The 25,288-nt window shown below is 59.0% G+C and carries 21 protein-coding genes; 5 read left to right on the top strand and 16 right to left on the bottom strand.

Annotation, left to right across the window (positions count from 1 at the left end; translation table 11 throughout):
* Nucleotides 1-45: 45 nt before the first annotated feature.
* Entirely contained in the window at nt 46-1,188 is a 1,143-nt protein-coding gene (locus ACR0AG_RS00775; RefSeq protein ID WP_480835416.1) for an alpha-D-ribose 1-methylphosphonate 5-triphosphate diphosphatase, read from the top strand.
* On the opposite strand, the gene ACR0AG_RS00780 is transcribed toward ACR0AG_RS00775, so the two are convergent.
* The 7 genes from ACR0AG_RS00780 to ACR0AG_RS00810 are packed head-to-tail and all read right to left on the bottom strand — an operon-like array spanning nt 1,189 to nt 7,689.
* Nucleotides 1,189-1,665: a class I SAM-dependent methyltransferase gene (locus ACR0AG_RS00780; RefSeq protein ID WP_480835418.1), complete on the bottom strand. Its 477-nt coding sequence runs from the start codon at nt 1,663-1,665 to the stop codon at nt 1,189-1,191. It lies immediately after the preceding gene.
* Nucleotides 1,662-2,438: a polysaccharide deacetylase family protein gene (locus ACR0AG_RS00785; protein WP_480835420.1), complete on the bottom strand. Its 777-nt coding sequence runs from the start codon at nt 2,436-2,438 to the stop codon at nt 1,662-1,664. Before ACR0AG_RS00785 ends, ACR0AG_RS00780 begins: the two co-directional genes overlap by 4 nt.
* Nucleotides 2,435-3,577, bottom strand: a complete 1,143-nt coding sequence (locus ACR0AG_RS00790; RefSeq protein WP_480835422.1) for a glycosyltransferase family protein — start codon at nt 3,575-3,577, stop codon at nt 2,435-2,437. The genes ACR0AG_RS00785 and ACR0AG_RS00790 overlap by 4 nt, the downstream gene beginning before the upstream one ends.
* Nucleotides 3,574-4,158, bottom strand: a complete 585-nt coding sequence (locus ACR0AG_RS00795) for a histidine phosphatase family protein (protein WP_480835424.1) — start codon at nt 4,156-4,158, stop codon at nt 3,574-3,576. Before ACR0AG_RS00795 ends, ACR0AG_RS00790 begins: the two co-directional genes overlap by 4 nt.
* Nucleotides 4,155-5,231, bottom strand: a complete 1,077-nt coding sequence (locus ACR0AG_RS00800; protein ID WP_480835425.1) for a glycosyltransferase family 4 protein — start codon at nt 5,229-5,231, stop codon at nt 4,155-4,157. The genes ACR0AG_RS00795 and ACR0AG_RS00800 overlap by 4 nt, the downstream gene beginning before the upstream one ends.
* Entirely contained in the window at nt 5,231-6,478 is a 1,248-nt protein-coding gene (locus tag ACR0AG_RS00805; protein ID WP_480835427.1) for a glycosyltransferase family 4 protein, read from the bottom strand. The genes ACR0AG_RS00800 and ACR0AG_RS00805 overlap by 1 nt, the downstream gene beginning before the upstream one ends.
* The gene (locus tag ACR0AG_RS00810; protein WP_480835429.1) at nt 6,475-7,689 is read right to left on the bottom strand and encodes a glycosyltransferase family protein; all 1,215 of its coding nucleotides are present in this window, start codon (nt 7,687-7,689) and stop codon (nt 6,475-6,477) included. Before ACR0AG_RS00810 ends, ACR0AG_RS00805 begins: the two co-directional genes overlap by 4 nt.
* A gap of 367 nt (nt 7,690-8,056) precedes the next feature.
* Between ACR0AG_RS00810 and ACR0AG_RS00815 the strand changes: the two genes are divergently transcribed.
* On the top strand, nt 8,057-10,426 hold the full coding sequence (locus tag ACR0AG_RS00815) for a mechanosensitive ion channel domain-containing protein (RefSeq protein WP_480835430.1): 2,370 nt from the start codon (nt 8,057-8,059) through the stop codon (nt 10,424-10,426).
* A 3-nt stretch (nt 10,427-10,429) separates the two neighbouring features.
* Here ACR0AG_RS00815 and ACR0AG_RS00820 read toward each other — a convergent pair whose 3' ends face one another.
* The 6 genes from ACR0AG_RS00820 to ACR0AG_RS00845 all read right to left on the bottom strand — a co-directional run bounded on the left by ACR0AG_RS00820 (nt 10,430) and on the right by ACR0AG_RS00845 (nt 18,406).
* Nucleotides 10,430-11,026: an NAD(P)H-dependent oxidoreductase gene (locus ACR0AG_RS00820; protein ID WP_480835432.1), complete on the bottom strand. Its 597-nt coding sequence runs from the start codon at nt 11,024-11,026 to the stop codon at nt 10,430-10,432.
* Nucleotides 11,027-11,181: 155 nt separating this feature from the next.
* Nucleotides 11,182-12,537, bottom strand: a complete 1,356-nt coding sequence (locus tag ACR0AG_RS00825) for a CoA transferase (RefSeq protein WP_480835434.1) — start codon at nt 12,535-12,537, stop codon at nt 11,182-11,184.
* A complete protein-coding gene (locus ACR0AG_RS00830) occupies nt 12,534-13,688 on the bottom strand; it encodes an ABC transporter permease (protein WP_480835436.1) in 1,155 nt (384 codons plus the stop codon). Before ACR0AG_RS00830 ends, ACR0AG_RS00825 begins: the two co-directional genes overlap by 4 nt.
* Nucleotides 13,685-14,713, bottom strand: a complete 1,029-nt coding sequence (locus ACR0AG_RS00835) for an ABC transporter permease (RefSeq protein ID WP_480835438.1) — start codon at nt 14,711-14,713, stop codon at nt 13,685-13,687. The genes ACR0AG_RS00830 and ACR0AG_RS00835 overlap by 4 nt, the downstream gene beginning before the upstream one ends.
* 14 nt (nt 14,714-14,727) lie before the next feature.
* Nucleotides 14,728-16,641 (bottom strand): ABC transporter substrate-binding protein, encoded by a 1,914-nt coding sequence (locus ACR0AG_RS00840; RefSeq protein WP_480835440.1) that lies wholly within the window; start codon nt 16,639-16,641, stop codon nt 14,728-14,730.
* Nucleotides 16,634-18,406: an ABC transporter ATP-binding protein gene (locus ACR0AG_RS00845; protein ID WP_480835442.1), complete on the bottom strand. Its 1,773-nt coding sequence runs from the start codon at nt 18,404-18,406 to the stop codon at nt 16,634-16,636. Before ACR0AG_RS00845 ends, ACR0AG_RS00840 begins: the two co-directional genes overlap by 8 nt.
* Nucleotides 18,407-18,636: 230 nt before the next feature.
* Between ACR0AG_RS00845 and ACR0AG_RS00850 the strand changes: the two genes are divergently transcribed.
* Together ACR0AG_RS00850 and ACR0AG_RS00855 are read left to right on the top strand one after the other, a co-directional pair.
* Nucleotides 18,637-19,134 (top strand): class I SAM-dependent methyltransferase, encoded by a 498-nt coding sequence (locus ACR0AG_RS00850; RefSeq protein WP_480835444.1) that lies wholly within the window; start codon nt 18,637-18,639, stop codon nt 19,132-19,134.
* 91 nt (nt 19,135-19,225) lie between these two features.
* Complete coding sequence (locus tag ACR0AG_RS00855) at nt 19,226-19,855, top strand: glutathione S-transferase family protein (RefSeq protein ID WP_480835446.1); 630 nt, start codon at nt 19,226-19,228, stop codon at nt 19,853-19,855.
* A gap of 187 nt (nt 19,856-20,042) precedes the next feature.
* Here the strand turns inward: ACR0AG_RS00855 and ACR0AG_RS00860 are convergent, their stop codons facing one another.
* A complete protein-coding gene (locus tag ACR0AG_RS00860) occupies nt 20,043-20,435 on the bottom strand; it encodes a DUF3307 domain-containing protein (protein ID WP_480835447.1) in 393 nt (130 codons plus the stop codon).
* 168 nt (nt 20,436-20,603) lie between these two features.
* Between ACR0AG_RS00860 and ACR0AG_RS00865 the strand changes: the two genes are divergently transcribed.
* Nucleotides 20,604-23,645 carry an ABC transporter transmembrane domain-containing protein gene (locus ACR0AG_RS00865; RefSeq protein WP_480835449.1) on the top strand — a complete coding sequence of 1,014 codons (3,042 nt, stop codon included), beginning with the start codon at nt 20,604-20,606 and terminating at the stop codon, nt 23,643-23,645.
* 5 nt (nt 23,646-23,650) lie between these two features.
* On the opposite strand, the gene ACR0AG_RS00870 is transcribed toward ACR0AG_RS00865, so the two are convergent.
* Both ACR0AG_RS00870 and ACR0AG_RS00875 read right to left on the bottom strand, forming a co-directional pair.
* Nucleotides 23,651-23,992 (bottom strand): ArsR/SmtB family transcription factor, encoded by a 342-nt coding sequence (locus ACR0AG_RS00870; protein WP_480835452.1) that lies wholly within the window; start codon nt 23,990-23,992, stop codon nt 23,651-23,653.
* A gap of 59 nt (nt 23,993-24,051) precedes the next feature.
* Entirely contained in the window at nt 24,052-25,284 is a 1,233-nt protein-coding gene (locus ACR0AG_RS00875) for a mandelate racemase/muconate lactonizing enzyme family protein (RefSeq protein ID WP_480835454.1), read from the bottom strand.
* Between the last annotated feature and the right edge of the window lie 4 nt (nt 25,285-25,288).

The following is a 25,288-nucleotide window of genomic DNA, read 5'->3' on the forward strand; positions in this document are numbered from 1 at the left end:
CCTGCAGCGTGGCCTGATCCATAGCCCAAACCGTGTGAAGTTCAGATGACAGAAGAATTGATCCTTGCCAATGCCACGCTTGTTTTGCCGGATGAGACCGTAACCGGCAGTGTCCGGGTTGTGGGTGAAACCATTGTCGATATCGATACGGGTGCCTCTGTTCCGGCGGGCGCGGTGGATTGTGCCGGGGATTTCGTAAGCCCCGGGCTGGTTGAGCTGCACACAGACAACCTTGAACGCCATATCGAGCCGCGCCCCAAGGTGGACTGGCCCCATGCCTCGGCCATCATCGCCCATGACGCCGAATTGGCCGGCACCGGCATCACCACCGTGTTTGACGCCATGCGGGTAGGGACGGTGCCGACGAATGTTACCCGCAGCCGAAGATATGCGCGGGGCCTGTCGCGCGAGCTTTGGCAATTGCGCGAGAAAGATGCGCTCAAGATCAGTCATTTTCTGCATCTTCGGGCCGAGGTATGCTCGGAAACGCTGGTTGAAGAGCTTGATGAATTTGGTCCCGAAGATCGGGTCGGGCTGGTGTCGATCATGGATCATACGCCCGGTCAGCGCCAGTTCAGAGATCTTGCGAAACTCAAGGATTATGTGCAGGGCAAACATGGCCTGGACGACGCCGGGTTCGAAGCGCAGGTGGCGCAGTTGAAATCCCTGCGCGACCGGTTTGGCGATCAGCATGAGGTTGAAACCGTCAAGGCCGCGCGCCGCTATGGCGCGGTACTGGCCAGCCATGATGACACCACCGCAGATCAAGTGCGGGTGTCGGCAAACCACGGTATCCGGCTGGCCGAATTCCCCACCACGGTCGAGGCCGCCCGTGCCTGCCATGACCACGACATCAAGGTGATGATGGGCGCGCCCAATGTGATCCGGGGCGGGTCGCATTCCGGCAACGTTTCAGCCCGGGAATTGGCCGAGCTTGGGCATCTGGACATCATGTCCTCGGATTATGTGCCGTCGGCCCTGCTGCTGTCCGCGGTCAAACTGGGCGAGCTGTGGGGCGACATGGCGCGTGGGATGAAAACGGTGACACAAACGCCGGCGCAAGCTGCCGGTCTGGAGGATCGCGGAAGATTGCAGCCCGGTTTGCGCGCGGATGTGATCCGCTTTGGCATGCGCGCGGGCACACCGGCGCTCAGCGCCGTCTGGTCGCGGGGTCGGCGTGTGGCCTGATCAGGCGCGATAGAACAGATACCGATCCGGCGCGATTGTCTCGGGGCCTTTGATCTGGGCGAACCCTTCCAGTGGCTGGCCTGAGATCAACAGCCCGCCGGGGATCATCACCTTAGCAATCAAGGGGCTAAGGCGTGCAGCCTCCGCCACGTCATCGGCCTTGATGCCGCGTCCAAAGTCATAGTGCGCCAGCGCAATTGTGCGCCCCGAGGCTGCGAGTTTTTCCAGCATGGGCTCAGCCTCGCCCTGCAGAAAATCCTCTGGCGGAGGCGTGCTGTCAGGATGGCATTGCAGCACGCGATCCATCACCCAGATCCTGCGATTGGGCAGAACTTCTCGCAAGTGGTCATAGGTTCGGCCATTGCCCAAACCCATGTCCAAAATGTCGCCGTCAATTTCTTCGATCTGAGACGCCGCCCAGTTCAGCCCGTCACGCTGGGCAGTCAGACGGCGCAGCATGGAATCCAGTCGGCTCATGCAAGATCTCCTTGGGTTTTAAGGTATTCCGGTGCTGACCAGGCACATCCGGGGCCATCCAAAAGCCGGGTCAGCAATTCCTGAGTGAACGTCCAGATGTCTTGATCATGGACGAGGTGATGCGTCAACACGCCAAAGGGTTCGGTGTTGTCAGCCCGCCGCTCTCGCCGGTCTTTCAGCAGGGCGGCAGCCTGTTGAATCAGAGTGTCTGGATCAACCAGGCTGCGCGTTCCTCGCCAGGCAATGGGATCCAGATGGGTGTTGATCTGTTCAAGATCCGGCGCGGCAAAACGCATTTTTCTTGGCGTCGCGGTCGAAAGCAGCTGATACCCCGCCCGAGGCAAGGCCGCGACTATTTCAGGTGCGATCCTGTTCCAGGGGGGCACGAACATCGGACACAAGCGGTCGCCGAAAAGGTCACGTAGACGCGTCAGCCCCATAAAGGCGTCTCTTTCGATATCAGCCAACGGGCGATGCAACCGAAACTCGGATTTCTTTTCGGTTCCTGGTGCGTGGTTCTGGTGCGCCCAACCATGGACAACCGGGATCAGAACCGGGTTCATACTGATCAAATCCGCCAGTGCGGGTTCAGCATCGCGCGGGATAACCGCGACATGGACGGGCAGGTCCAACGATCTCGCCAAAGTGGTAAGCTGTTCCAATTGCGGCGTCACTTGGGTGGCATCGTCATCGCGCCACCATAGTGGCAGGTTCAGATCATCCTGCTGCCATAGCCGAATCTCTTGCTCCAGCGGTTGCCAATTCGGGGTCATGTGCGCCGCTCCGCAAGACGTTCTGCGATCTCTACCGTTTTCCGCGCCCCGTCAAACCCTTCGGTCAGGGGCGCACGCGGGCCCTTGGCCATGGCGCGTGTCAAAGCCGCAACCAACGCGTCCCCGGTCAGATCTGCGCTGCTGAGAACTTCGATTGCAGGTTGCCGCGCCAGGCTTTGCGCTCTGAGGCCCTGTTCAACTTCGTTGCCCTCATCAAAGGGGATCAGAACCGAAGGCACCCCGGATTGCAGCAAATCCATCGCTGTGTTGTAGCCGCACATGCTGACCGATGCGGCGGCTTTTGGCAGCATTTGGCGAAAGTCCGGGCGCACCGGTTCCAGAATAACGGATGCGTCCCCGGCCGTTTTCGCAAGGTCGGAAATCCGGGCTTGCGCGTCGCGCCCGCCGACCAACAGGCGCCAGCGCGTGTTGGGCATCTTACGGGCGGCCTCGATGGCCGCGCGGAAGATCGGCTGCCCAACGGATCCCCCCCCCGCGCTGACCAATATCTCACCCTGTCCAAGATCTTCGGGATGCGGGTGCGGCGCTGGCGGGGCGACAAAACCGGAATAAAGCAGCTTGTCTCGGGTCACTTCCGACACCGGCCAGCTGATGTCCAGCGGAACGAGCTCTGGGTCGGAATGCACCAGAACGCCGTCGTAAAAGCTTTCCAGAACCTCATCCGCGCGCGTCGCTTTCGAAGGTTTCGACGGCGGCGCAAGGATGTCACGCACCGAGGCCAGAACAACCGGCCGCCGCGCCAGCCCATGTGCTGCGCCCAACGCTGCAACGAACTCTTTGGACAAAGAACGTCGACCAAAGGGAAAAAGCTCGGTGATCACCACATCGGGTTCAAAGCGAGTGACCGCCTGTGTCAAAGCCTTGGTGCGTGCGGCCAGATAACCGGGGGTGGCAAGATTATCCGCTTCATCCAGCAATCGAATGAAATTGGTGCCGTCCGAACGCAGGGGCGGCAAGCCAAACAGCGTCACGCCGCTGCTGTCCAATTGCGGCGCAGGCATTCCGCCAGTGACGACAAACACGTCATGATCCCGTTGGGCAAAGGCACGCCCCAGCGTCAGCGCCCGGCTCAGATGCCCGGTGCCCAGCAGGTGCGTGACGATGATCATGACCTTCATGCTTCAGCCTCTTGCGACACCAGTCTGATAGGCTCGATCTCAGCACGCATGTGGTCCAGATCAACCACATAACATCGATTTCGCTTAATCTTGAACGGCGCGGGGCCGTCGAAATCCCACCCCCAGGCTTTGGCCAGGATCACCCGCATGATGCCGATATGGCAAACCGCAAGATTGTCACCCGTCAGAGCTTCCAGCCAGGGGGTCAGGCGGTCCCAGATCTCAGCCGGGCTTTCCCCGGCCGGCGGGCGAAATTGCCAGCTCCAGTCTTCGATATGTCGGTACCCGCTGTCGGGCGTTGCAATCAGATCGACACCGCGCAGGCCTTCCCATTCGCCCCAGTTCATCTCGGTCAACGCAGTCGCGGTCTGAGGGTCAACGCCTGAAACCAGACGCGCGGTTTCAGCCGCCCGCACCAGGGGGCTGGACCAGATCCGGGCCTGATCCCATGGCTTGGGCAATCGATACCCCGCCAATTCACGCTGAGCGTCCTGATCCAGCGGTATGTCGCTGCGCCCCTGTATCCGACCGGCCCGGTTCCATTCCGTGTGGCCGTGGCGCAATAATGCTAGACGGGTCATGACTGCTCCTTCAACAATGGTCGCGCCGCCTGCCAGAAGCGCCGGGTTGCACCCTGGATCAGGTGGCGTTGCCCGACATAGGAGCGCGCGCGCGCGCCCTCTGCTTCTCTGCTTTCAGGGTTATCCAGAAATGTCTGAATACGCCTTGCCAATCCTGCTTCCCCCTCATCAGGCGACGGATGTTCCGAGGGGGCCAACACGTCCCGCACCCCAGGCCGGTTCTGTGCCACCACCGGCACCCCGGCGGCCTGGGCCTCAAGATAGATCATCCCGTAAGCCTCGTTCACGCCAGGCCAAATCAGCATTGAGGCCGTCTGGTACTGCGCCTGCAAAGCCGCGCGGTCCAGCTGCCCCAGAAACGTCACCCGATCCCGATAGGGCGCCATCAGCGCCTCGACCTCTGAGCGGGCCGGACCGTCACCGGCAATGTGCAAAGCCCAGTTCCCCGGAACAAGGCTCATAGCCTCGGCGAGAATTTTGTAAGAGGCCAGCTTGTCCCCGTGGCGCATCATTCCAACCACCAGCATCGGGCCGTCCAGCGACGACCGTTCCGGCAGGGCAGAGACCGGTAAAAAGGGCGGTAATTCGACAAGCGCCTGAGAGCCGCAGCGTTCGCGTTCCAGCGTGATCAGGTCATTTGCGGTGTGATAAAAAATAACCTCAGCCGCATCGCAGGCGTCATGCGCGGATTGCGCAAAACCCGCCCAACGACCAGTTAGGCGACTGGTAGCACGGGTGCTTTCCAGTTGCACATAAGGAATGCCGCGCGCGGTGCTGACCACGGGGCCCAACAGATCGGGAGCCTTGTAGTAGTTGTGATAGGTGACCCAAAGATCCGTATCCTCGGGCATCTCGCGAACAAGCCTGTCTGCCTCGGTCGCGGCACGGGTGTCCAAGGCCGATTGCACATCGGCAGAGCCGGACTTGTCATATATACGAAACTCGGACACCAGATCGACCTGATCGCCATCCGCCCCAATCGCCGCCATCAGGTTGCGGGCCATTTCGCGATCCCCCGAGGGCTTGGGGCTGTTTGGGGACTTCATCGGCGCGTAAAAGGCCACCCGAGCCATCAGGACCGTTCCGCACACAGGGCTGAAAGGCGCGCCGAAAGCCGGGCGATGCCGGGGTCCATCTGAAATTCGGATATCAGCCTTTCGCGCGCGGCGCGCGCCATCCCGGTTGCTTTGGCAGGGTTTTCCGCAAGATCGGTGATCGCTGTGGCCAGAGCCTCGGGGTTGTCCTCAGACAGCATACCGTGCGTCCCCGATTGAATGAACTCGGGGATCGCGGAAACTGGCGTGGACAGGATCGGCAAGAGTTGCGAGGCCGCTTCCATCAACACATTGGGCAGCCCATCGCGGTCGCCATCCTCGGCAATACGACTGGGGAGAACGAACAGGTCGGCCCGGCGCATCTCGGCGATGACCTCGGGCTGATCGCATGCGCCTTTCCACGTGATCCGGTCGGACAGACCCAATTCGGAGGCACGCGCCCGCAGAGTGTCGCCCAACGTACCACCACCGATATGCGTCCAGTGCCAGTCAAGCGACCGAGGCAACAGGGCAAAGGCGTCCAACAGGCGGTCAAACCCTTTCTTTTCGACAAGTCTGCCGACCGACAGCATGTGAAACGGCGCCTCAACCCGGCGTTCAGGCCGGTCAGGGGCGTCGGGAAAGCGCGATAAGTCAAGCCCGTGATAGATCAGATCTATTCGGGCCGGATCGTCCGACAGGCTGCGCAGATGATCGGCCCCGATGGCGGTGCAGGTGGCACCAAAACTTGCCCCATGCGTGGATGCTTGCAGCTTTTCGCGCTTTTCCCACTCGGGCGATGTCCAGATGTCTTTGGCGTGGGCGGAAAAGCTCCAGGGCAGGCCGCGCATGATTGCGGCATAGCGCGCGACCGAGGACGGGGTATGCATGAAATGAGCATAAAGCGCGCGCGTATTTTCGGGAAGTTCAGCGGCAAGTACGCAGGCCTGACCAAACCGGCGGATACGGTTATGGGTCGGATCGCGGCGCAGGTCGGCGCGCCAGACGTCATATGCCTGTTGATAGCCGGGCAGGGCGGCCGCCACAGCACGCGCGGCCCAAACACGCGCAGGTTCATCATAAAGATATTCGGGCAGGTAATGGACCTGACCCGTAAATCTGTCGTGCAGCGGGTGGCGCTTGGTGTCCGTCGGATGGCGCAGCGACCAGATGTCGAACTGATGTCCGGCCTCCTGCAGGGCAACCAGTTCTTGTGCAATGAAGGTTTCAGACAGCCGCGGCCATCCTTTGACCAGCACGGCCAGTTTCGGGTCGGTCGCGGTCATCCTGTTGCGCGCTCTTGTTCCGTGCCAAGCAGGGCATCAATGCGATGGGTGACGTAATTCAAACCGTCCAACAGCCCGCTTCGGATCGCCTCGGAGGGCAGGGGCTGATCGGGCAGTTCGCGGATCGCGCGGATCATGGATTGCGTGCTCAGCCCCTCGCGATCTTCGTCCAACATCCGCACCAATCCCAGATCCTCGGCCCGTGAGGCACGGATCCATTGTTCAAGACGCGGCGTTGTGCGTGGCACGATGACGGCGCGTTTGTCAAAGGACAACACCTCGCAAAACGTGTTGTACCCACCCATGCAAACCACGCCCGAAGCGCCTGCAAACAGAGTTTCGATCTGCGATTCAAATCCGACTGCCGTAACGCGCCCATCCAGCGCAGCAACGCGGGTTTCAAAATCCTCGCGCAATTCGCCGGACAGGAAGGGGCCGTAGACCAGTATCGCACGCGGCGACAGGTCCGGATCGTTTTCATAGGCCGACAGAACCAGGTTGACCATCGCCTTGCCGTCGCCACCGCCTCCCGGTGTGATCAGGATGTAAGGCTGATCGGGGGCCTCGCCCACGGGTCCCAGGTCACGCCGCAGATACCCCGTCCAGTGCATCCGGGCCTGGGCCGCAGGGCTTAGTGGCAAACCCTTGGTCGGATCATAGATCGATCGCAGCCCGTAGACCCAAATCTCGTGATAAAACCGTTCGGTGGCCGCGATTGCATCCTTGCGGGCCCATTCGGCGGCCAGCACTTCGGGTTCGTCCAGCACATCGCGTAAACCCAGAACCAGTTTGGTGTCCTGCGTTTTTTCCAGATACTCCAGTGTCGGCAATAGCTCGCCGCGAAAGCCAGTGGGCTCCTTATCGACAATCAGGACATCAGGATCAAATTGCTGTACAGAGGTCTGGATCAGGCTAGATCGCAGGTCGGTGACCTCATCAATGCTCATCCCCATCGTTTGCGAGGCATAAGAGCCATCGGCCAATTTGGTGACGCCCGGCAGCCGGACATGGTCAACACGCCGTGGAAAGGTAAATCGACCCGCGACGGGCGAGCCGGTCAAGATCAGGGCGGATGCTTCGGGATCAGCCTGTGTGATCGCCGCGGCCAGGGCGCGCGACCGCCTGAGATGCCCCAACCCGAAGGTATCGTGACTGTAGAACAATATGCGCGGCGTCCGGCCGAGTTTTTCGCTGTTGTTGCCTAGGCTCATGCCTTTGCCCGTTCCAGATTTCGGTGCAAGTCCGCGCTTTTGCACCGGTTGTTTTATCTTTTTTGTCCCCGTTTGACAAAGACAAGGCGCAGATGGCCCGATTTTGTTGAGCGTGCAAGCATGAACCCCGGTATTGGCCAGTCATCGACGAACGACCGCCATTCTGTGTGGTTCCGGCAAGCTCACATCTTTATCAAACTCCTTTGCTGGTCATAATAAATTAGTGGTGGAATGAAAACAGTTTATCCCGGCCATTGCGCTCAGAACACGCGCTTTGCATGAATTTGGAAAGCACGAGGGCAATAATTGAACCTGCTTGGCAGCTTCTGTATTCTGGCCGTCATCTGCGAACTGGATGCGACAGAACATGAAGACAAATATTCTGACCGGGCTGATCCTTGCGATTTGGGCGATCACCTTGACCATCGTATCGCCGGTGGCGGCGCAAACGTCACTGATCCCCGGCTACACCACCGGCACATCAGGCGAAACGGACAGCAGCACAGAGTCTGATCTGGTGGGGGCCATTCGGGCCGCAACCGAAGCGGGCGCAAGTGTCATAGTTATCGACAGCGCGGGGCAGGTGGTGTCATCCTCGGGGTCTGCCGCGGCCGATGATGCGCCTGTTGACCCATTGGACGATTCCTCGCAACTGATGAGAGCGCAAGAGCGGTTTTCCGAGTTCCGCAGTTCCGTTCTGTCCCGCCTCGAAGCGCTGCCATATTCGGTCTTCGAAGTAAAATTCATCCTGCGGCAAACCAGCCCGGACGGACGCATCCAGACCTATGTAGAAGTTCTTGTTCTTAATATTCTGTTCCTGCTGCTGGGGCGTTGGCTTTCGACCGAGATCTACGGCAAGCGCATCGCAAAGCGTTTCGTCGTGGCCCGGATAAAGGAAAATCCACAAGGCTATCGCGACAAGATGCCGTTCCTGGTGTTCCGTTTCCTGATGGGTATCGGTGGAACCATCTTTGCCATGCTGATGGCACTGATCGTCGGGTACCTGTTCTTTGGCGAGGCCGAGAATATCTCGATCCAGTTCACAGTGACTGCGATCTTTACGGCGTTCTTTCTGGCGCGCACGGTGTCGGATCTGTGGCGTATGGTGCTATCGCCCTTCCTCAGCCAATACCGCCTGCCACCCTTTTCCGACCGGGACGCGAAACGGCTGTATATCTGGGCGTCGGCTCTGGCCACCTATGATATCTCGGCTGTTCTGTTCGCGACCTGGGTGGCTGATTTTGGCTTGAACTATAACGTCTACGCGTTGGTTTACGGGTCGCTGACACTCTTGGGTGCATTCGGCAATGTGCTGATGATCCTATTCAATGCCCGTGCCATTTCCAACGCGATCAGAGGCGGGCGTCAGCCGGATCAGGTGTCGTGGATTTTGCGGTTCATCTCGTTCGCCTGGGCGCCGGTTCTGATCGTCTATATGGTGTTCAGCTGGTTCAAGCTCGCGGTTGATCTGGTGCTTGAGGTCGAGGATTCGATCCCGATTGTGGCCAGCAGCTATCTGATCTTCATGTCGGTCGTGGTGGCTTATGGCGCGATGAATTATCTGCTTGAGCGCTATTTCGACCGCAATCGCATGATCAATGAAATGAATGCCGAAGCGAGTGACGCGGAGGAAGACGATGCGTCAACGGTCACGCCCGAGGCCGAATTGCGCCGTCATTCGATCGTGACATATGAGGATCTGGCACGGCGTGTCGCCGGTATTCTGGCCTTTGTGGTCGGAGCCTATGCGCTGGTCGTCATCTGGAACCCGCAGGCGAACTGGAGCGAAGATCTGCCCATAGAACGGGCACTGGACGTGGTGGTGATCCTGTTCATTGGCTACATCCTTTTCCATTTCTTCCGCGTCTGGATCGACAGCAAAATTGCCGAGGAAGTCGAAGATGGCGCAGGTGACGCCGAGTTGGGCGACGAAGGCGGCGAAGGGGGTCAAAGCCGTCTGGCGACGCTGCTGCCACTTTTCCGTGGCGCAATTCTGGCTGTTGTCGTCGTGACGATCGCACTTATTGCGCTGATGGAGATCGGCATCAATGTCAGCCCGCTGTTTGCGGGTGCGGGTGTCGTCGGTCTGGCGGTTGGCTTTGGGTCGCAAACGCTGGTGCGCGACATCTTTTCCGGGGCGTTCTTCCTGATGGATGACGCGTTCCGCAAGGGCGAATATATCGATATCGGCGACGTGAAGGGCACGGTCGAGAAAATCTCCGTCCGGTCGTTCCAGCTGCGCCATCATCTGGGGGCGCTCAACACCATTCCGTTTGGCGAGATCAAGGTGCTGACCAACTATTCCCGCGATTGGGTGATCATGAAGCTGCCGTTGCGGGTCACCTATGACACGGATGTGGAAAAGGTGCGCAAGCTGATCAAGAAGCTGGGTCAGGAACTGCTGACAGACCCGGTGATCGGCGAGAACTTTATCCAGCCGCTGAAATCGCAGGGCGTGATCGAGATGCAGGATTCGGCGATGATCATCCGCGTCAAGTTCATGACCAAGCCCGGGGATCAGTGGCTGGTGCGCAAGAAGGTCTATCAGGACATCCGTGAGTTGTTCGCCCGCGAAGGTATCCGCTTTGCCCACCGCGAAGTCACGGTGCGTCTGGCGGATGACAAAGAGGCCGAGGATCTGACCCCCAAACAGCGCGAGGCCGTTACAGGCGCTGTGCAGGCAGCGATTGACGAGGATTATCTGGACGATATCGGGCCGGGGGGCGACGACAGATAGGGGCTATTTTCGGCTGGTTGCAGGTACCAATTCGGCCCCCGCGTTATAGGCGCGCTTCAGCAAGGCTTCGCGTCTTGTTTGCGATCCTTTGGAGCCATTCAGCAGGATCAACTCGCGTCTGGTAAAGCCGAAATAGCCAAATGTGCCATCGATCCATGCGGTCTTGAGTGCAGATGTATAACCAGCATCGTGCATGACGTCTGACCGCGCCCCGGCCGGGACAAGCAAGACGCCTGTTCGCGGGCGTTGCAGGGATTTTTCGGGGTCGTCCAGTTGATCATAGGCCCATCCCCAGGACCAGACGCGATCTATCCAGCCCTTGGTCATTGCAGGCATCCCCCACCAGAACAGCGGGAAAACAAAGCCGATGGCATCGGCGCGGCTGATCCGGTCTTGTTCGGCCTGTATGTCGCAGGGGGCCTGACCGGAGCCGTCGCCTTCGATGTCGGCCATGGACCAGCGCGGGTCAAAGTTTTCGGCGTGCAGGTCAGCCAGTTCGGTCGTATGCCCGGCAGCCTCGGCACCGGCACAAAACTGTTTGGCTATCGCCGCGCTGAAAGAGCTTTGGTCGGGGTGATCCAGGATGGTGAGAACGTGCATGTTTTGTCTGGGGTGAGGCCTGCGCTGGCTATACAGCAGCAAAGTTGAGGTGAGTGCAATGGTCGAGCGGACGCTCCCGCCCCTTTGGCTTGCGTTTCTGACGAGACGCCACCCAAAGCGTTGGGCCGGGCCGCGCGTGCCGCGCGGCGGTTGCGTCAGGTGGAGATCGAAGGCCAGATCGGCTGCGCGCCTCCCAGCTTGCAGGCTGGCAGCGCCCATGACATCGCCGCGTCCCCAACCGTCACGGCGGGTTTCAGACGATGACCGGGCCCCCAGCCGGAAAGCTCGGGCTCTTCGGCGTAATCCCTTCGGTCGGGGACTGCGTATGTCTCGCCTGCAGGTTTCTTGGACAGTGTCACCAGCAATTCTGCGGTTCGAGCAAGCGACAGTCTGGCATCCATGACGGCCTGACCATCAGCAGCCTCGGACAACGCGGACAGTACGGCGGCGGCCATCAGATACCCGGTTGCGTGATCCAGTGCCTGCACCGGCAGAGGTTTCGGTTGATCCGTACCGGCCCAGTTCTGTCCGGCCTCGGTAATTCCGGTGCTCATCTGCACGAGGCTGTCAAAGCCGCGCCGTGTTGCCCAGGGCCCTTGCCAGCCGTAAGCGTTCAGAGTGACCTCAATACGGTTTGGAGCGAGGGTGTCGCGTTCGCCCTTACCCAATCCAAGCGCATCAAGCGCACCGGGGCGGAGGCCGTGAACAAAGACATCAGCCTGTGACAGCAGAGCTTTCAGCTTTTGCAGGCCCTCGGGCGTTTTGAGATCCAGATAGGCACAGGTCTTGCCCAGCGAGATATCGGGGATCACGCCGGGTTCGTCCCAGCCGGGCGGATCAATTCGCAGAACTTCAGCACCAAACCCGGCAAGCGTCCGGGTCGAGACCGGGCCGGCCAGAATACGGGTCAGGTCAAGCACCCGCAGACCGGCCAAAGGTCGGATTGGCGAGGCTTCTGGTCTTGGGCGCAGCGTGATATTGCGCGGACCTGTCCAGCCGATCAGCGGCTCGCGCGCCACAGCACGACCCTGAGGGTGGTCTTGCCATTCCGTCCGACTGCGCATGGCGGCTGCCACGCCGCCTTTGGCGACGATTTGAGTTTCAAGATCTGAGGCTGACCAGGTTCTGACGGCCTTGGAGACGGTGTCCCGATCCGGGGTTGTCCCCAATATAGCCAAAGCGGCGCGTCGGTGGTGCGGCAAATTGGTGTGGAGCCTGATCCAGCCGTCGGAGGCGCGATAGTCTCCGGCAATTGCATCCCATAGGGATGGCATCTCCCATCCGTCCGGGGCAAACGAATAGCCGAACCACAAAGATGCCAGTCTGTGATCGACCGCCACATCGGGCGCAGTGTCTGACAGGTTCAATGCGGTGACCAGACCGGCAAGTTCCTGACCGACAGCTGCAAAGCTGGCGGTTGCCAGCTCGGACACTGCATAGACGCTTGAATAGGCACCGGCCCCTTTGACCTTGTAGGTCTCTGGCGCGGGAAGGGCCGAGAGCAGGCTCATTGCTGATAGGGATCAAGACTGTCGCGCAGGCCGTCGCCGAGGAAGTTGAAGGCCAGAACAACCACAATGATCGGTAACATTGGAATTGCGGTCCAGGGATAGATCTCGATCGACGCAAGGTTCTGGGCGTCGTTCAGCATGACGCCCCAACTGACAGCCGGGGCCCTGAGGCCAAGGCCAAGAAAGCTGAGCGCGGTTTCGCCGAGGATCATTGCCGGGATCGACAGGGTGGCCGAGGCTATCAGGTGAGACATGAAGTTCGGCAGCAAGTGCTTGCGGATGACCCGGCCCGAGGATGCGCCCATCATCTCGGCGGCGCGCACGTATTCTTCTTCGCGCAGCGACAGGAATTTGGCGCGCACCGATCGGGCCAGACCCGGCCAGTCGAGGATGCCGAGGATGATCGAGATGATGAAGAAGACCGCCACGGGGCTCCAGTTCGACGGCACGGCTGCGGACAGCGCCAGCCAGAGCGGCAATTCCGGAAGGGATCGCAGGATTTCGATCACACGGTTGATGACCCAGTCGATCTTGCCGCCGAAATATCCGGCCATTGATCCGAAGAGGATGCCCAGGAAGAATGACACTGAAATGCCGATCAGGCCGACGGTCAGCGACAGTTGCGCTCCATACAGAATGCGGCTGAACACATCCCGGCCCAGACGGTCCGAGCCCCAGAGAAACAGCGTGGCCCCCTCGGGCGCGCAGAAAAGGTGAGTGTCGGACTTGATCAGCCCCGCCAGTTTATATTCGGACCCCTCGCAGAAGAACCTAATCGGGCGCGGGTCATCCTCGTCGGGGACAAATTTCCACTGAAAGGTTTCCAGGTCAGCCTCGGCCACGATGGGATAGACGTAGGGCCCGATGAATTCACCCTCGTGGAACCAGTTCACCGATTGCGGCGGGGCATACAGGTGTTCCCCGTTTCGATCGTTGGGGCCGTAGGGGGCGATGAAGCCTGCGAAAGGCAGCGCCACATAGCACAGCAGTAGAAAGATGCCCGAGATCAGGCCCAGCTTGTGCGTTCTGAATTTGCGCCAGACCAATATCCAGTTGGGCGCATCCAGATCAGCGCGTTCCAGTTGCTGGATCGAGGCTTCGGGATCGAACGGGGCGTCGTCGACATAGCGGCCGTCGGGTTTGTCTGTCATGCCTCACGCCCCTCGTATCGAATGCGCGGGTCGAGCATGACCAGCAGGATGTCAGAGATCATGGTGCCAATCAGGGTCAGCAGGGCCACGAACATCAGGATGAAGGCCGACAGGAACTGATCCTGTGTTTTCAGTGCCGTCAGCAGGGTTGGGCCGATGGTTTGCAGGCCCAGAACAACCGAGACCAGAACCGAGCCGGAGACCATTGAGGGCAGCAGGTTTCCGATGTCAGCCACGAATGGGTTGAAGGCGACGCGCAGGGGATACTTGGTCAGCATCCGCGATGGGGCCATACCCTTTGCAATCGCGGTTTCAACGTAAGGCTTGCCCAGCTCGTCCAGCATGTTGGCACGCAGGCGCTGCATCATGGCGGACGCGCCAGAAGTGCCGATCACAAAGGTCGGGACGATCAGGTGGACAAGGATCGATTTCAGCTTGTCCCAGCTCATCGGTTGACCTTCGAAGGACGGATCCATCAACCCTCCGATGGGCAGGTTGAAGTAGCGGTGACCATAGTAGAACAGGATCAACGCGAGCAGGAAGTTAGGGGTTGCAAGCCCAAGGTAGCCCACGAATGCGGAGGTATAGTCGATCCATGTGCGCGACCGTGCCGCAGCGATCACACCAAGGGGAAGGGCCACGGCATAGACAAACAGGATTGCGGCAAGGTTTACGACAACAGTCAGCCATAGCGTGTCGCCGACAATCTCGCGCACGGGGCGGTCAAATTCGAAGGACCAGCCGTAGTTGCCTTGCAACAGACCCTCGAACCCGTGCGGGCCCGGCCAGAATCCCATCCAGATCAGGTATTGTTCGGGCAGCGACCGGTCCAGCGAGTATTCCTTGCGCAGAAACTCGGCCTTGGCCACACCTGCGGATTGGCCCGAGGCCTGCAATTCGGCAATCTGATTACTAAGATAATCGCCGGGCGGCAGGTTGATGATCACGAAGATCAGGACCGACACCACCAACAAAGTCAGCAGCATCGTAAAAAAGCGATACACCGCATAGCGCAGCATGACCATTTAGCTGCTCCTGATCAGTCGGCGAAGAAGAATTCGTCTGGTCGATGAATGCCGAAATGCGCGCCGGGCTCCCATGCCCACATTGCCTGTTCAGGCACATTGCGCAGGCGGTTGGACACGACGATCGGTTGCGGTGCACCGTTCAGGATGCCGATCGCATAGAGTTGGTCCGCGTGGATTTTCAGCATCTCCCGCCAGGCGGCCTCGCGCTCTTCGTCGGTCGAAGCGATTTCCCAATCATGGGCCAATTCCATCAGGCGCTCGGCCTCTGGCATGTCGGGCGGCTCGCCCGCATCGCCGCCGGTTTGATAATACTGCCCCCATTTCGGCCAGGCCAAAAAGACCTGATCGGTTGGGGCAAGATAGGCAGGCGACGTATGCATCTGGGGGATGCCATCATCCCAGCCGAACCAGACCGACGCCATCGAGTTGCCGGAAAACACGCGGTTGCGCAGGATATCGCGATCCAGCGGGCGCATCACCAGTTTGACGCCGACATCACGCCAAGTGTCGGTGACGATCTGTAAAGCGTTTTCAACCTCTTGCCGTTCGCCGGCGGTTTCGATGACCAGTTCCATCGGCCGTCCGTCAGGCAGCAACCGGATACCATTGCCATCGCGCTGATCCAGGCCCGCTTCGTCCAGCAAAGCGTTCGCCTGATCAATGTCGTACTGGGCCCAAGAGACTGCGTTGGCCTCGTCATAAAACGGTGATGCGGGCAGAACCGACATCGCACCGGGATGCGCCAGCTTGAAGTAAAGCGCCTGGTTGATCGTCTTGCGGTCAATGGCCAGCGACAAGGCCCGGCGCACGCGCACATCGCGCAACACATCGCGCCAGCCTTCGTCTTCGAAATTCAGGTTCGGATAGATCGCGATCTGTGACGCGACCCCGGTTTTCCACAGCAGAGTCTTGTAGCCCCCACCCGCTTCGCCTTTTTTCAGGATCGAGGCATCACGGAACGCAAGACCACGGCCTTGCAGATCGCTTTCACCTGCGTTGGTTTTTGCGGCGACCAGTCCGGGGGCCACAATCTCCATCTCGACAACGTCGATATAGGGCAGCTGAACCCCGTTTGAATCAATGCGGTGATAATAGGGATTGCGCACGAAGTTGTGGCGGATCTTCTTGCCGGAACTTGCATTTAGCCAGGGTTGCAAGGTCGGCAGTTCGTGGTTGTCGAACTTGTAAAGGTTGTCCAGCTTGTTGTGCAGCGCGGCCCAGCTTTTGACGCGCGCATCCTCGACCTCGAAGGCAAGGTCGTCGGGGTTGGCAAACTTCTCGTGGTATTTCTTCAGAAACTCCGCAGGCCGATAGATGAACGGAGGCCGCGCCTGCGCCAGCGATTGAAGGAAATTCGGGTTTGGATCAGCCCATTCAAAAACCACTGTTGTTTCATCAGGGAAGGAAACGATTGGTGGTTTTCCTTCAACGATCAGAAAGTCCGGTGGTCCCGAGGGGCTGAGCAATTCATTATTCGCCACATCCTCCCACCAATAGCGGAAATCCTCGGACGTGAAGGGCGTTCCATCCGACCATTTGTGGCCCTCGCGCAGATGCAGAGTGAATTTCTTGTTGCCTTCGTTTTCGAAAGACGCCAGCAGGTCGGGTACAATTTCGTAGTTGCTGTCAAAGCCCACAAGTCTTGCATAGCCATAGACAACCATCTGGCGGATGTCTTTTGAGCGCGTCACCATGGTCCGCAAGGTGCCGCCCGGTGTGCCAAATGCGCGGCCTTTTTCCTCAAGGTTCACGATCAGCGGGTCGGCGGGAACGCGTTCCGCGACAGGCGGCAGGTTGCCGCTTGCGACTTCGGATTGCCAGAACGCATTTTCCTGCAGTTCCGGGCCGGATCGGGCAGTGACAGGCAACAAGCCCAAGAGGGCCAGTGATGAGGCCAGGACGAAGTGGCGAGTGGTCTTAAACATGGCAACGTACCTTATGGCCGGGCTCCATTTCTATCAGTGAGGGTACCATGGAGTCCGTGAAACGAAAGGCTTCTTCCCAACTGTCTGGCGAACCCGCGCCCAAAGCAACCATATTCAGGTTGATCGGGCGGTTTATGTCGGGCTCAGGCTGTGCAGCGATCAGCGCCTTGGTGTAGGGGTGGTGAGGGTTGTAGAACAGTGTTTCCGGTGGGGCTTGTTCTACGACCAGCCCCTGTCGCATTACCGCCACTTCGTCCGCAATCCGGGCGACGACGGCAAGGTCATGGGAAATAAACAGGTAAGACAGGTTCAGACTGTCCTGCAGGTTTTCCAGCAAGGTCAAAATCTGTTCCTGCACCGAAACATCCAGCGCCGAGGTCGGCTCGTCACAGACGATCAGTGCCGGATCCAGCATCATCGCGCGGGCAATGGACAGGCGTTGGCGCTGTCCGCCGGAAAACGCGTGGGGATAGCGTTTGAGCATATCCGCGTTCAACCCGACCCGCTGCAGCATCTCTGCCGCCTTGTCCCGCTGTTCAGACACGGTGCCCAGATTGTGGATCTCCAGCGGTTCGGTCATTGCATCCTGAATGCGCATCCGCGGGCTGAGAGAGCTATAGGGATCCTGAAACACCATCTGGGCTTTGCGTTGAAACGCCGTACGCTCGGCCTTGGACATCTTATGAACGGTGATTGGGTCTTCACCCGGCGCGGTTCGGAACAGAACCTGCCCGCCGGGGTCTGGCAATTCCGCCCCCAATGCGATTCGTGCAGCCGTTGTCTTGCCCGAGCCGCTTTCGCCCACAATCGCCAGCGTCTTACCGCGCGCCAGTTTCAGGTCGACACCGCGGCAGGCGTGGATTAGTTTGTCGGCCTTCCATCCTTTGCTGGACCGCATCGTGTAGGTCTTGGACACATCGGTCATCTCAAGGATCAGATCCTCGGCGGGCATCGGCATTCCAACTGCGTCCTGATCCGGTATTGCCGGGGCGGCGTCGAACAACTGCCGGGTGTAGGGATGTGCAGGGTCGGTCAGGATAGGGGCGGCGGGGCCAGCCTCCATCACGCGGCCCTTGTGCATCACGACCACTTTTTCGGCCATGTTGGCGACAACGCCCAGATCGTGCGTGACAAGCACCAGCGCCATCCCAGTTTCGCGCTGCAATTCCTTTATCAGTCCCAAGACCTGCGCCTGCGTCGTCACATCCAGCGCGGTGGTCGGTTCATCTGCAATCAGCAGATCAGGCTTGGACACCATCGCCATCGCAATCATCGCACGCTGGCGCATTCCGCCCGACAGCTCGAAAGGGTAGGAATCGTAGGCACGGGCCGGGTCCGGGAAACCGACGCGTTCGAACTGCGTCAGCACTTCTTTGCGCGCCTGCGCTTCGGATGCGTTGCGGTGCAGCCAAAGCACCTCGCTGACCTGATTGCCGATTTTGTGCAGCGGCGACAGCGAGCGCATCGGCTCCTGGAAAATCATGGACACCCGATTTCCGCGAATGGCGCGCATCTGTTTTTCGCTGATCTTCGTCAGATCGGCAGAGCCTTTGGAGTCGTTCAGGGTGATCGTGCCGCTGCGGATTTGAGCGGTGCGGGGCAGAATGCGCAGCGCGGCCCGGCAAGAAATCGTCTTGCCGGAACCGGACTCACCCACCAATGCAAGGGTTTGTCCGGCATCAACCTCAAAACTGACGTTTTGGACAACGTCGGGACCGGTGCCAAAACCGATGCTGAGGTCTTGAACGGACAACAACGCACTCATGCGGGTTTTCTACCCGTTTGACCGCCCATAAACATCGGTAATGTGAACTCCCTGTTCTTTTTGCGACAGTCTCGCGCGGTTGGGGTTGCCTAGTCAAACACCTTCTTCACCTGAATTGTCGCGGAATCGTGAAATTTCCGCAGCGTGACTACACATTCCCTTGAGAATTTGACACTACCGGATCGAAGGGCACAGGTTAGGTGTCGTAATTGTCAGCAGAGGTAAAAGCTGTGCCAGAAGCTCAAAGTCGCCTGGATCTGTTCATCGACCGCATGGTCTCGCAACGTGCCTGCCTGGATTTTGCCATTGCACAAACATCGGGGCAGCCCGGACCAGTGTTTGAATTGGGGTTGGGCAATGGTCGAACGTATCATCATCTGGCGCAGCACGTGCAAGACCGACCGGTCTATGTATTCGAGCGTGCAGTTGCCTCGCACCCGGATTCGACGCCCCCCGAAGATCGCGTGATTTTGGGAGATGTGCGTGAAACCCTTCCTGCATCCGTCGACCGGTTCGGAGCGTCAGCCAGCCTGATCCATGCGGATCTGGGCGGGCACAACCGAGAAAAGAACGATGCTTTTGCGCGCTTTGTCTCACCGCTGATCGAACCGCTGCTTGCACCGGGTGGGCTGATGGTGTCCAGCGATCGCATGTATTTTGAGGGGCTGACCGAGTTGCCATTGCCCGAGGGCGCGGTCGAAGGGCGCTGTTTCGTCTACCAACGCTGAATTGCCGCAGGGTCACATAGGTTTGTGACTCGCGCGGCAAAGACAATGCAGTCTACCTTCTGAAAAACGATTTTTCAGAAGGAAACGCCAGATGCTGTTTTACGATTGCTCAACTGCTCCAAGCCCGCGCCGCGCGCGAATATTCATCGCCGAAAAGGGGATTGAGATCGAGACCCGCGAAATCTCGATCGCGAAGGGTGAGCAGATGGAGGAGACCTTTCTGGCCGTAAATCCACGCGCGACGATCCCGGTGCTGGTGACGGATGAGGACACCATCCTGACCGAAAATCTTGGGATCGCCGCCTATCTCGAAGCTCGATTTCCCGAACCGCCGCTGATGGGTCAGACCGCCGACGAAAAAGGGTTGGTTCTGATGTGGAATGCGATTGTCGAGCTACAAGGCGGCGCGCCGATTGGCGAAACGCTCCGCAATACGCACCCGTCTTTTGCGGATCGTGCCATTCCGGGCCCCACAAATTATGCGCAGATCCCGGACCTGGCCGAGCGGGGCAAAGCTCGCGTGGCGTCATTCTTTGAATTGCTCGAAACGCGATTGAAGGACAGTGCATTCCTGGCTGGTGAAAGATTCTCGCTCGCTGACATTTCAGCCTTTGTCTTTGTCGATTTCGCGCGCGTCATCCGCATGAGAATTCCCGAAGAAAACACCGCGACGCTGAACTGGTTTGAGACGATCCAGCAAAGGCCAAGCGCCAGTCTTTAGGGTGCCATTCAATCAAAGCTGCGCTACAAAGCCATCAATCGGTTCCGGCTATTCCAAATTCGGAACCCTGCCCAAAGGCGGTTGGGTTCATCCAAATCAGTGATGAACGGTGGTCTGGAAGGGTATTTTGAGTGATTTTGCACCGCGTCGCGCAGGGACTTCCGCTCTTGTTCATGCGGGCGGCGAATTACGTCGCCGCGAAGGTCACCCAGGCCCAGGCCATCGCAATATAGGTCAGGTTGTGCATGCACTGATCCAACCCCGCAGCGCGCCAGAACGCGGCCTGGTTGGGCTGTAGCTTTTTCTTGTCGGTGTAGAAGGCTTTGGCAAAATCGATGTGGAAATGAACGATCCACTCCAACGCCGAAATAATAAGAATGAACTCCCACGGTGCCCGAAGCGCCCAGAAAATCAGCACAGAGCCCACGACATGCACCGCTGCATGTTGCGCTCGTCCCAAATGAACATACGTGCTGCGCCCTGATAGCATTTTGGGCGTCTGTAAATAATAGTCGGCAAACATGTGTTTGATCTGCAGCAAGCAGAGCAATAGAAACAATGTGCCTAGCGTGGCAGGCAAATGAGTCCTCCCGATATCGTCCTGAATCGGAGACTAGGGCCTATTCCCGCGTCACGCAAATGAACTTGTTCACACAACCACATTTCGGCGCTGTTTCGAAATTCATTTGCGTCTCTGGATACGATTGCAGTAAATTCGAGACGTTGTATCTGCGACCAAATCAATGATTTGTATAACGCATCACTATCAGGGGTCGGGTCCATAGAACGGACAATTTTTCGGTTCATCTGGAAATATTCCAAGCGCGACCAGCTGGTTCTGCTGGCCGTGACGGCGACGCTGTTTCCGCTGCTGTATCTGACGTTGGAACTGCCCAAACGTATCATCAATGACGCCATTGGTGCGTCCAGCTCGATTGTGAACGTGTGGGGATACAGCCTCGAACAGACGACGTTTCTGATGATCTTGTGCTTTGCGTTCCTGGCCGCCGTTTTGGCGCATGGACTGATGAAGATGCGCATCAACACCATGAAAGGTGTGCTGAGCGAACGGATGTTGCGCCGCTTTCGCTATCAATTGATAAACCGCGCCCTGCGCTTTCCACAGCCTTATTTCGAACGTGTCAGTCAGGGCGAGATGGTGTCGATGATCACCGCCGAAAGCGAGCCGATGGGCGGGCTGATGGGGGATGCAATCAGTCAACCGGTGCTGCAGGCAGGACAGATGATAACGATCCTTTCGTTTTTGTTTTTGCAAAGCGTGTGGTTCGGGCTGGCCGCTGTAGCGTTGATCCCACTGCAAGCGTGGCTGATCCCCAAGCTGCAACGCCAGATCAATCTGCTGAACAAACGCCGCATCCAAGAAGTGCGCGTTTTGGCGGCCCAGATCGGTGAGAACGCAGCCGGTGCCTCGACTTTGCGTGCAAACGGCGGATGGCGATACCGTCGGGCCATGATTTCGGACCAGTTGGGTCGTCTGTTTGCGATCCGGTTCGAGATCTACCAGAAGAAATTCTTCATGAAGTTCATCAACAACTTCATTTCGCAGATCACGCCTTTCATGTTCTACCTGATTGGCGGTCTTTTGGTTCTGCAAGGCTCGGTTTCTCTAGGGGCTCTGGTCGCAGCGCTGGCGGCCTACAAGGATCTGAGCTCACCGTGGAAAGAACTGCTGACCTACTACAACCAGACGCAAGACATGTCGTTGCGCTGGGACGTGGTCGTCGAGCGGTTTGCCCCAGCGGGAATGCAAGAGGAAAAGCTGTTCGAAGGCGAGCCCGACGCCCGTCCGCGCCTGACCGGCGATATCAGGCTGGATCGCGTTTCAGTGCGCGATATGGATGGCAATCAGGTTCTGGACGATCTGGACCTGACCTTCCCCGGCGGCAAAACCATCGGGATCTCCGCACCCAGCGAAGAAGACCGTAGGGCGATGGCGGAACTGCTGACGCGCGAAATTCTGCCCAGCGCGGGGCGGATCGGAGTGGGCGATTTGGACCTCGCTGGGCTTCATCAGGCGGTGATTGCCAGCCGTATTGGATACGCGTCCTCACGACCTGTGATGTTTCAGGGCTCGTTGGGCGACAACGTGATGATGCCGATGCGGATGAAACCGGTGACCGAGGGCGGGACAGACGCGGATTTTGCCGAAACCCTGCGCGCGGGCAACAGCAGCGATCCGTATCGAGCAGAATGGCTTGACCCCGATCTGGCGGGATACAAGACCGCGCCGGAACTGCGCGATTGGTGGCTGAAACTGATCGACGGGATGGGGTCGGGGGCCGCTTTGTATCAACGCGGTGCCGAACAGGTGTTTGACGCCGACAGTCATCCCGAATTGGCCCGCAAACTGGTGGAACTGCGCCCCGTCGTGCAGCAGGCGGTACGCAGGGCCGGGTTGGACCAACAGGCGCTGATCTTTGACCGTCAGACCTATAACCCGGCTTTGCCCGTGGTGGAAAACCTGCTTTTTGCCACGCCGCGTATTCCGGTGACTCAAGAGGTTCTGGCCGGGCAGAGGGTTTTTCTGGGACAATTGCGCGAGCTGGGGCTGGACGAAACCCTGGTCGGTTTGACCCGGGACGTGATCGACATGCTGCGGCAGATCTTTGGGCTGGATGGAACCGATCACCCGCTGTTCCGCAATCTGGGACTTGAGGCGCAGACCTATGAGGCCGCGGTTGAGCTGGTTGAAACCACACGTCAAGAAGGCGTGTCCGGCCTGAACGACACCCAACTGGCCAATCTGCTGGTTGTGCCTTTTGTCATCTCTGCCGAACAGATCGGGCCTGCATTTACCGATGAGTTGAAGAACCGCATTCTTGAATTGCGCGCCAGCCATTCGGAAAAGCTGATGGAGCGTCTGCACGATGTGTTCGTCCCACTGGACCCGCAGGAATTTGCACCAGGCCTGACGGTTATGGAAAACGCGCTGTTCGGCAAGGTCAGCCAAATCGGCGGCGCCCGCACGGACGAAGTGCGCAAGCTGATCGTCGATGTTCTGGCTGAAAATGGCGCCCGCCCGCTGGTGGTTGAACTGATCTATGACATCCCGGTCGCGCTGGGCGGTCAAAACCTTCCTGCCGTTTTTGCCGAGCCGCTGGCCTTTACCCGTGCGACGATCAAGAAACCCGACATTCTGATCCTCGAAAACGCGCTGGCCAGCTATGACATGCAGACACAGGTGGCAGTTTACAAAAATCTGCGTGCGCTGTTGCCGGAGACCACGGTGATTTACCTCAACGACCAGTTTCAGAACCCGGATGTATTCGACATGCATATCGAAGTGCGGCAAGGTCGGGTGGTCTCGGATGAAGGGCCAATGGACGTGGAAGAAGACAGTGCATCCTCTGCCGATCTGGCGCGCAAGTTGCGTGCGCTGGAACAAACCCCGTTGTTCTCGGGACTAGACCGCAGGCAACTTCGCCTGCTGGCCTTTGGTGCGCGCTGGTTCGATGCCAAACCGGGCGAGGTCGTATTCCTCAAAGACGATCAGCCCACCGATGGCGCCTATGTGGTGCTAGAGGGTGAGGCAGGTCTGTATCTTCCACAACCCGACGGCCCGGACACGCTGATCACCACCGTGGGCGCAGGTGCGTTGGTCGGCGAACTGGGTCTGATCCGAAAAGAGCCCCGCGCCCTCAGCATGATTGCTGAAACTCAGCTGTCCTGCCTGCGTATCGGTGAAGAAGAGTTCCTGGCTGTTGTCGAAAACGACGCGGCCACGGCCTTTAAGCTGATGCAGGTGATTGCCGGATACGTCTCAAGCTGACGCGTTCAGTCGGAGGGGCTGCAGAAATGGGCGTAGAGGACTTCTATGATTTGTGCCGTCTTTCCGTCTTTCAACGCGTAAAATACCGTTTTGCCTTCGCGGCGTGTGGTCACCAGACCTTCTTCGCGCAGACGGGCCAGCATCTGACTGACAGCGGCCTGCCGCAACTCTAGCAAGCGCTCCAACTCACCCACAGACCGCTCACCGGCACCCAGATAGCACAAGATCATCAGCCGCCCTTCGTGGGCCAGCGCCTTAAGGTATGCTGCCGCATTCGCAGCGCTTTCCTTGAGGTCAGTTGGCGTTTGCGGAGCAAGCTGTTGAGAGTTGATATCCTGTGCAGTCACGTGGCGTCCGAAATGGGCAATAGGGGTTGGCGCAATATGCCCCAAACGCAACGCTCTTGTCACCCCTCCGTCGCCGGTGCGCCGCCCTGGAAGGCGTTTCCATTGACATAATCACAAGGTTCTTCCTGCATTTGCAGGTGCAGCCCATCCCCTGTGAACGGGTGCGCGCGGGCCAGTTCTTCGTCGATTTCGATGCCCAGGCCGGGCCCGTCGGGTGGGGTCACAAAGCCGTTCTCGACCATTATTGACCCTTTGATCAAATTATTGTGAAAACGTGTTTCGATGGTCTCAAGCAGAAGCAGATTGGGGATCGCAGCGGCCAAATGGACGTTGGCGGCCCACTCGACCGGTCCGGCATAAAGATGCGGTGCCATCTGCGCGTTGAACACTTCGGCGATGGCGGCGACCTTCTTCATCTCCCAGATGCCACCGGCCCGGCCCAGTGCGGGCTGCAGGATTTCTGCGGCACCGGCCCTGAGAACGGCTGCGAACTCGGCCTTGGTGGTCAACCGCTCACCGGTTGCGACCGGAATGCGCACGTTGCGCGCAACGCGGGCCATGTCTTCGATCATGTCGGGCGGGGTCGGTTCTTCGTACCAAAGCGGCGAGTAGGGCTCTAACGCTTGGCCCAACCGTATGGCGCCTGCCGTGTTGAACTGCCCATGCGTGCCAAAGAGCAGATCTGCCTTGTCACCAACCGCCTCGCGGATGGCCTTGCAGAACGCCACCGACATAGAAATGTCGGACATCGCGGGCATATGCCCTCCGCGGATCGTATAGGGACCGGCCGGATCGAACTTGACCGCGGTAAACCCGCGCCGAACCATTTCCGCCGCGCATTCTCCGGCCTGTTCCGGCGAGGTCCAGAAATCGGTCAGGTTATGCTGGGGCAGGGGATATAGATAGGTATAGGCGCGAATACGATCATTCATGCGCCCGCCGATCAGGGCATGCACAGGACGGTCGCGATCCTTGCCCAAAATGTCCCAACACGCGATCTCAAGCCCAGAAAACGCACCCATCACGGTCAGGTCCGGGCGTTGCGTGAAACCGCTGGAATAGGCCCGGCGGAACATCAACTCGATGTTTTCGGGATTTTCGCCCAGCATATGCCGTTCGAACACATCGCGGATCACATGCTGCATCGCATCCGGACCGATCGACGAGGCATAGCATTCGCCCCAACCTGTAATGCCCGTGTCGGTGGTGACTTTGACGAGAATCCAATACCGCCCGCCCCAACCCGGCGCCGGAGGGGCGGTGACGATGATATCGAGGTCCTGCAGTTTCATGCCG

The sequence above is a fragment of the Ruegeria sp. H6 genome, from assembly GCF_056532975.1.

What these genes read in the sequence shown, in the direction of transcription:
- ACR0AG_RS00825 (WP_480835434.1), bottom strand. Translation starts at nt 12,537, where the DNA reads ATGAGCCTGCTCTCGGCCCTTCCCGCGCCAGAGACCTACAAGGTCAAA.
- ACR0AG_RS00805 (WP_480835427.1), bottom strand. Translation starts at nt 6,478, where the DNA reads ATGACCGCGACCGACCCGAAACTGGCCGTGCTGGTCAAAGGATGGCCG.
- ACR0AG_RS00810 (WP_480835429.1), bottom strand. Translation starts at nt 7,689, where the DNA reads ATGAGCCTAGGCAACAACAGCGAAAAACTCGGCCGGACGCCGCGCATA.
- ACR0AG_RS00800 (WP_480835425.1), bottom strand. Translation starts at nt 5,231, where the DNA reads ATGGCTCGGGTGGCCTTTTACGCGCCGATGAAGTCCCCAAACAGCCCC.
- ACR0AG_RS00845 (WP_480835442.1), bottom strand. Translation starts at nt 18,406, where the DNA reads ATGAGTGCGTTGTTGTCCGTTCAAGACCTCAGCATCGGTTTTGGCACC.
- ACR0AG_RS00815 (WP_480835430.1), top strand. Translation starts at nt 8,057, where the DNA reads ATGAAGACAAATATTCTGACCGGGCTGATCCTTGCGATTTGGGCGATC.
- ACR0AG_RS00840 (WP_480835440.1), bottom strand. Translation starts at nt 16,641, where the DNA reads ATGTTTAAGACCACTCGCCACTTCGTCCTGGCCTCATCACTGGCCCTC.
- ACR0AG_RS00835 (WP_480835438.1), bottom strand. Translation starts at nt 14,713, where the DNA reads ATGGTCATGCTGCGCTATGCGGTGTATCGCTTTTTTACGATGCTGCTG.
- ACR0AG_RS00790 (WP_480835422.1), bottom strand. Translation starts at nt 3,577, where the DNA reads ATGAAGGTCATGATCATCGTCACGCACCTGCTGGGCACCGGGCATCTG.
- ACR0AG_RS00820 (WP_480835432.1), bottom strand. Translation starts at nt 11,026, where the DNA reads ATGCACGTTCTCACCATCCTGGATCACCCCGACCAAAGCTCTTTCAGC.
- ACR0AG_RS00830 (WP_480835436.1), bottom strand. Translation starts at nt 13,688, where the DNA reads ATGACAGACAAACCCGACGGCCGCTATGTCGACGACGCCCCGTTCGAT.
- ACR0AG_RS00795 (WP_480835424.1), bottom strand. Translation starts at nt 4,158, where the DNA reads ATGACCCGTCTAGCATTATTGCGCCACGGCCACACGGAATGGAACCGG.
- ACR0AG_RS00780 (WP_480835418.1), bottom strand. Translation starts at nt 1,665, where the DNA reads ATGAGCCGACTGGATTCCATGCTGCGCCGTCTGACTGCCCAGCGTGAC.
- ACR0AG_RS00855 (WP_480835446.1), top strand. Translation starts at nt 19,226, where the DNA reads ATGCTGTTTTACGATTGCTCAACTGCTCCAAGCCCGCGCCGCGCGCGA.
- ACR0AG_RS00785 (WP_480835420.1), bottom strand. Translation starts at nt 2,438, where the DNA reads ATGACCCCGAATTGGCAACCGCTGGAGCAAGAGATTCGGCTATGGCAG.
- ACR0AG_RS00875 (WP_480835454.1), bottom strand. Translation starts at nt 25,284, where the DNA reads ATGAAACTGCAGGACCTCGATATCATCGTCACCGCCCCTCCGGCGCCG.
- ACR0AG_RS00775 (WP_480835416.1), top strand. Translation starts at nt 46, where the DNA reads ATGACAGAAGAATTGATCCTTGCCAATGCCACGCTTGTTTTGCCGGAT.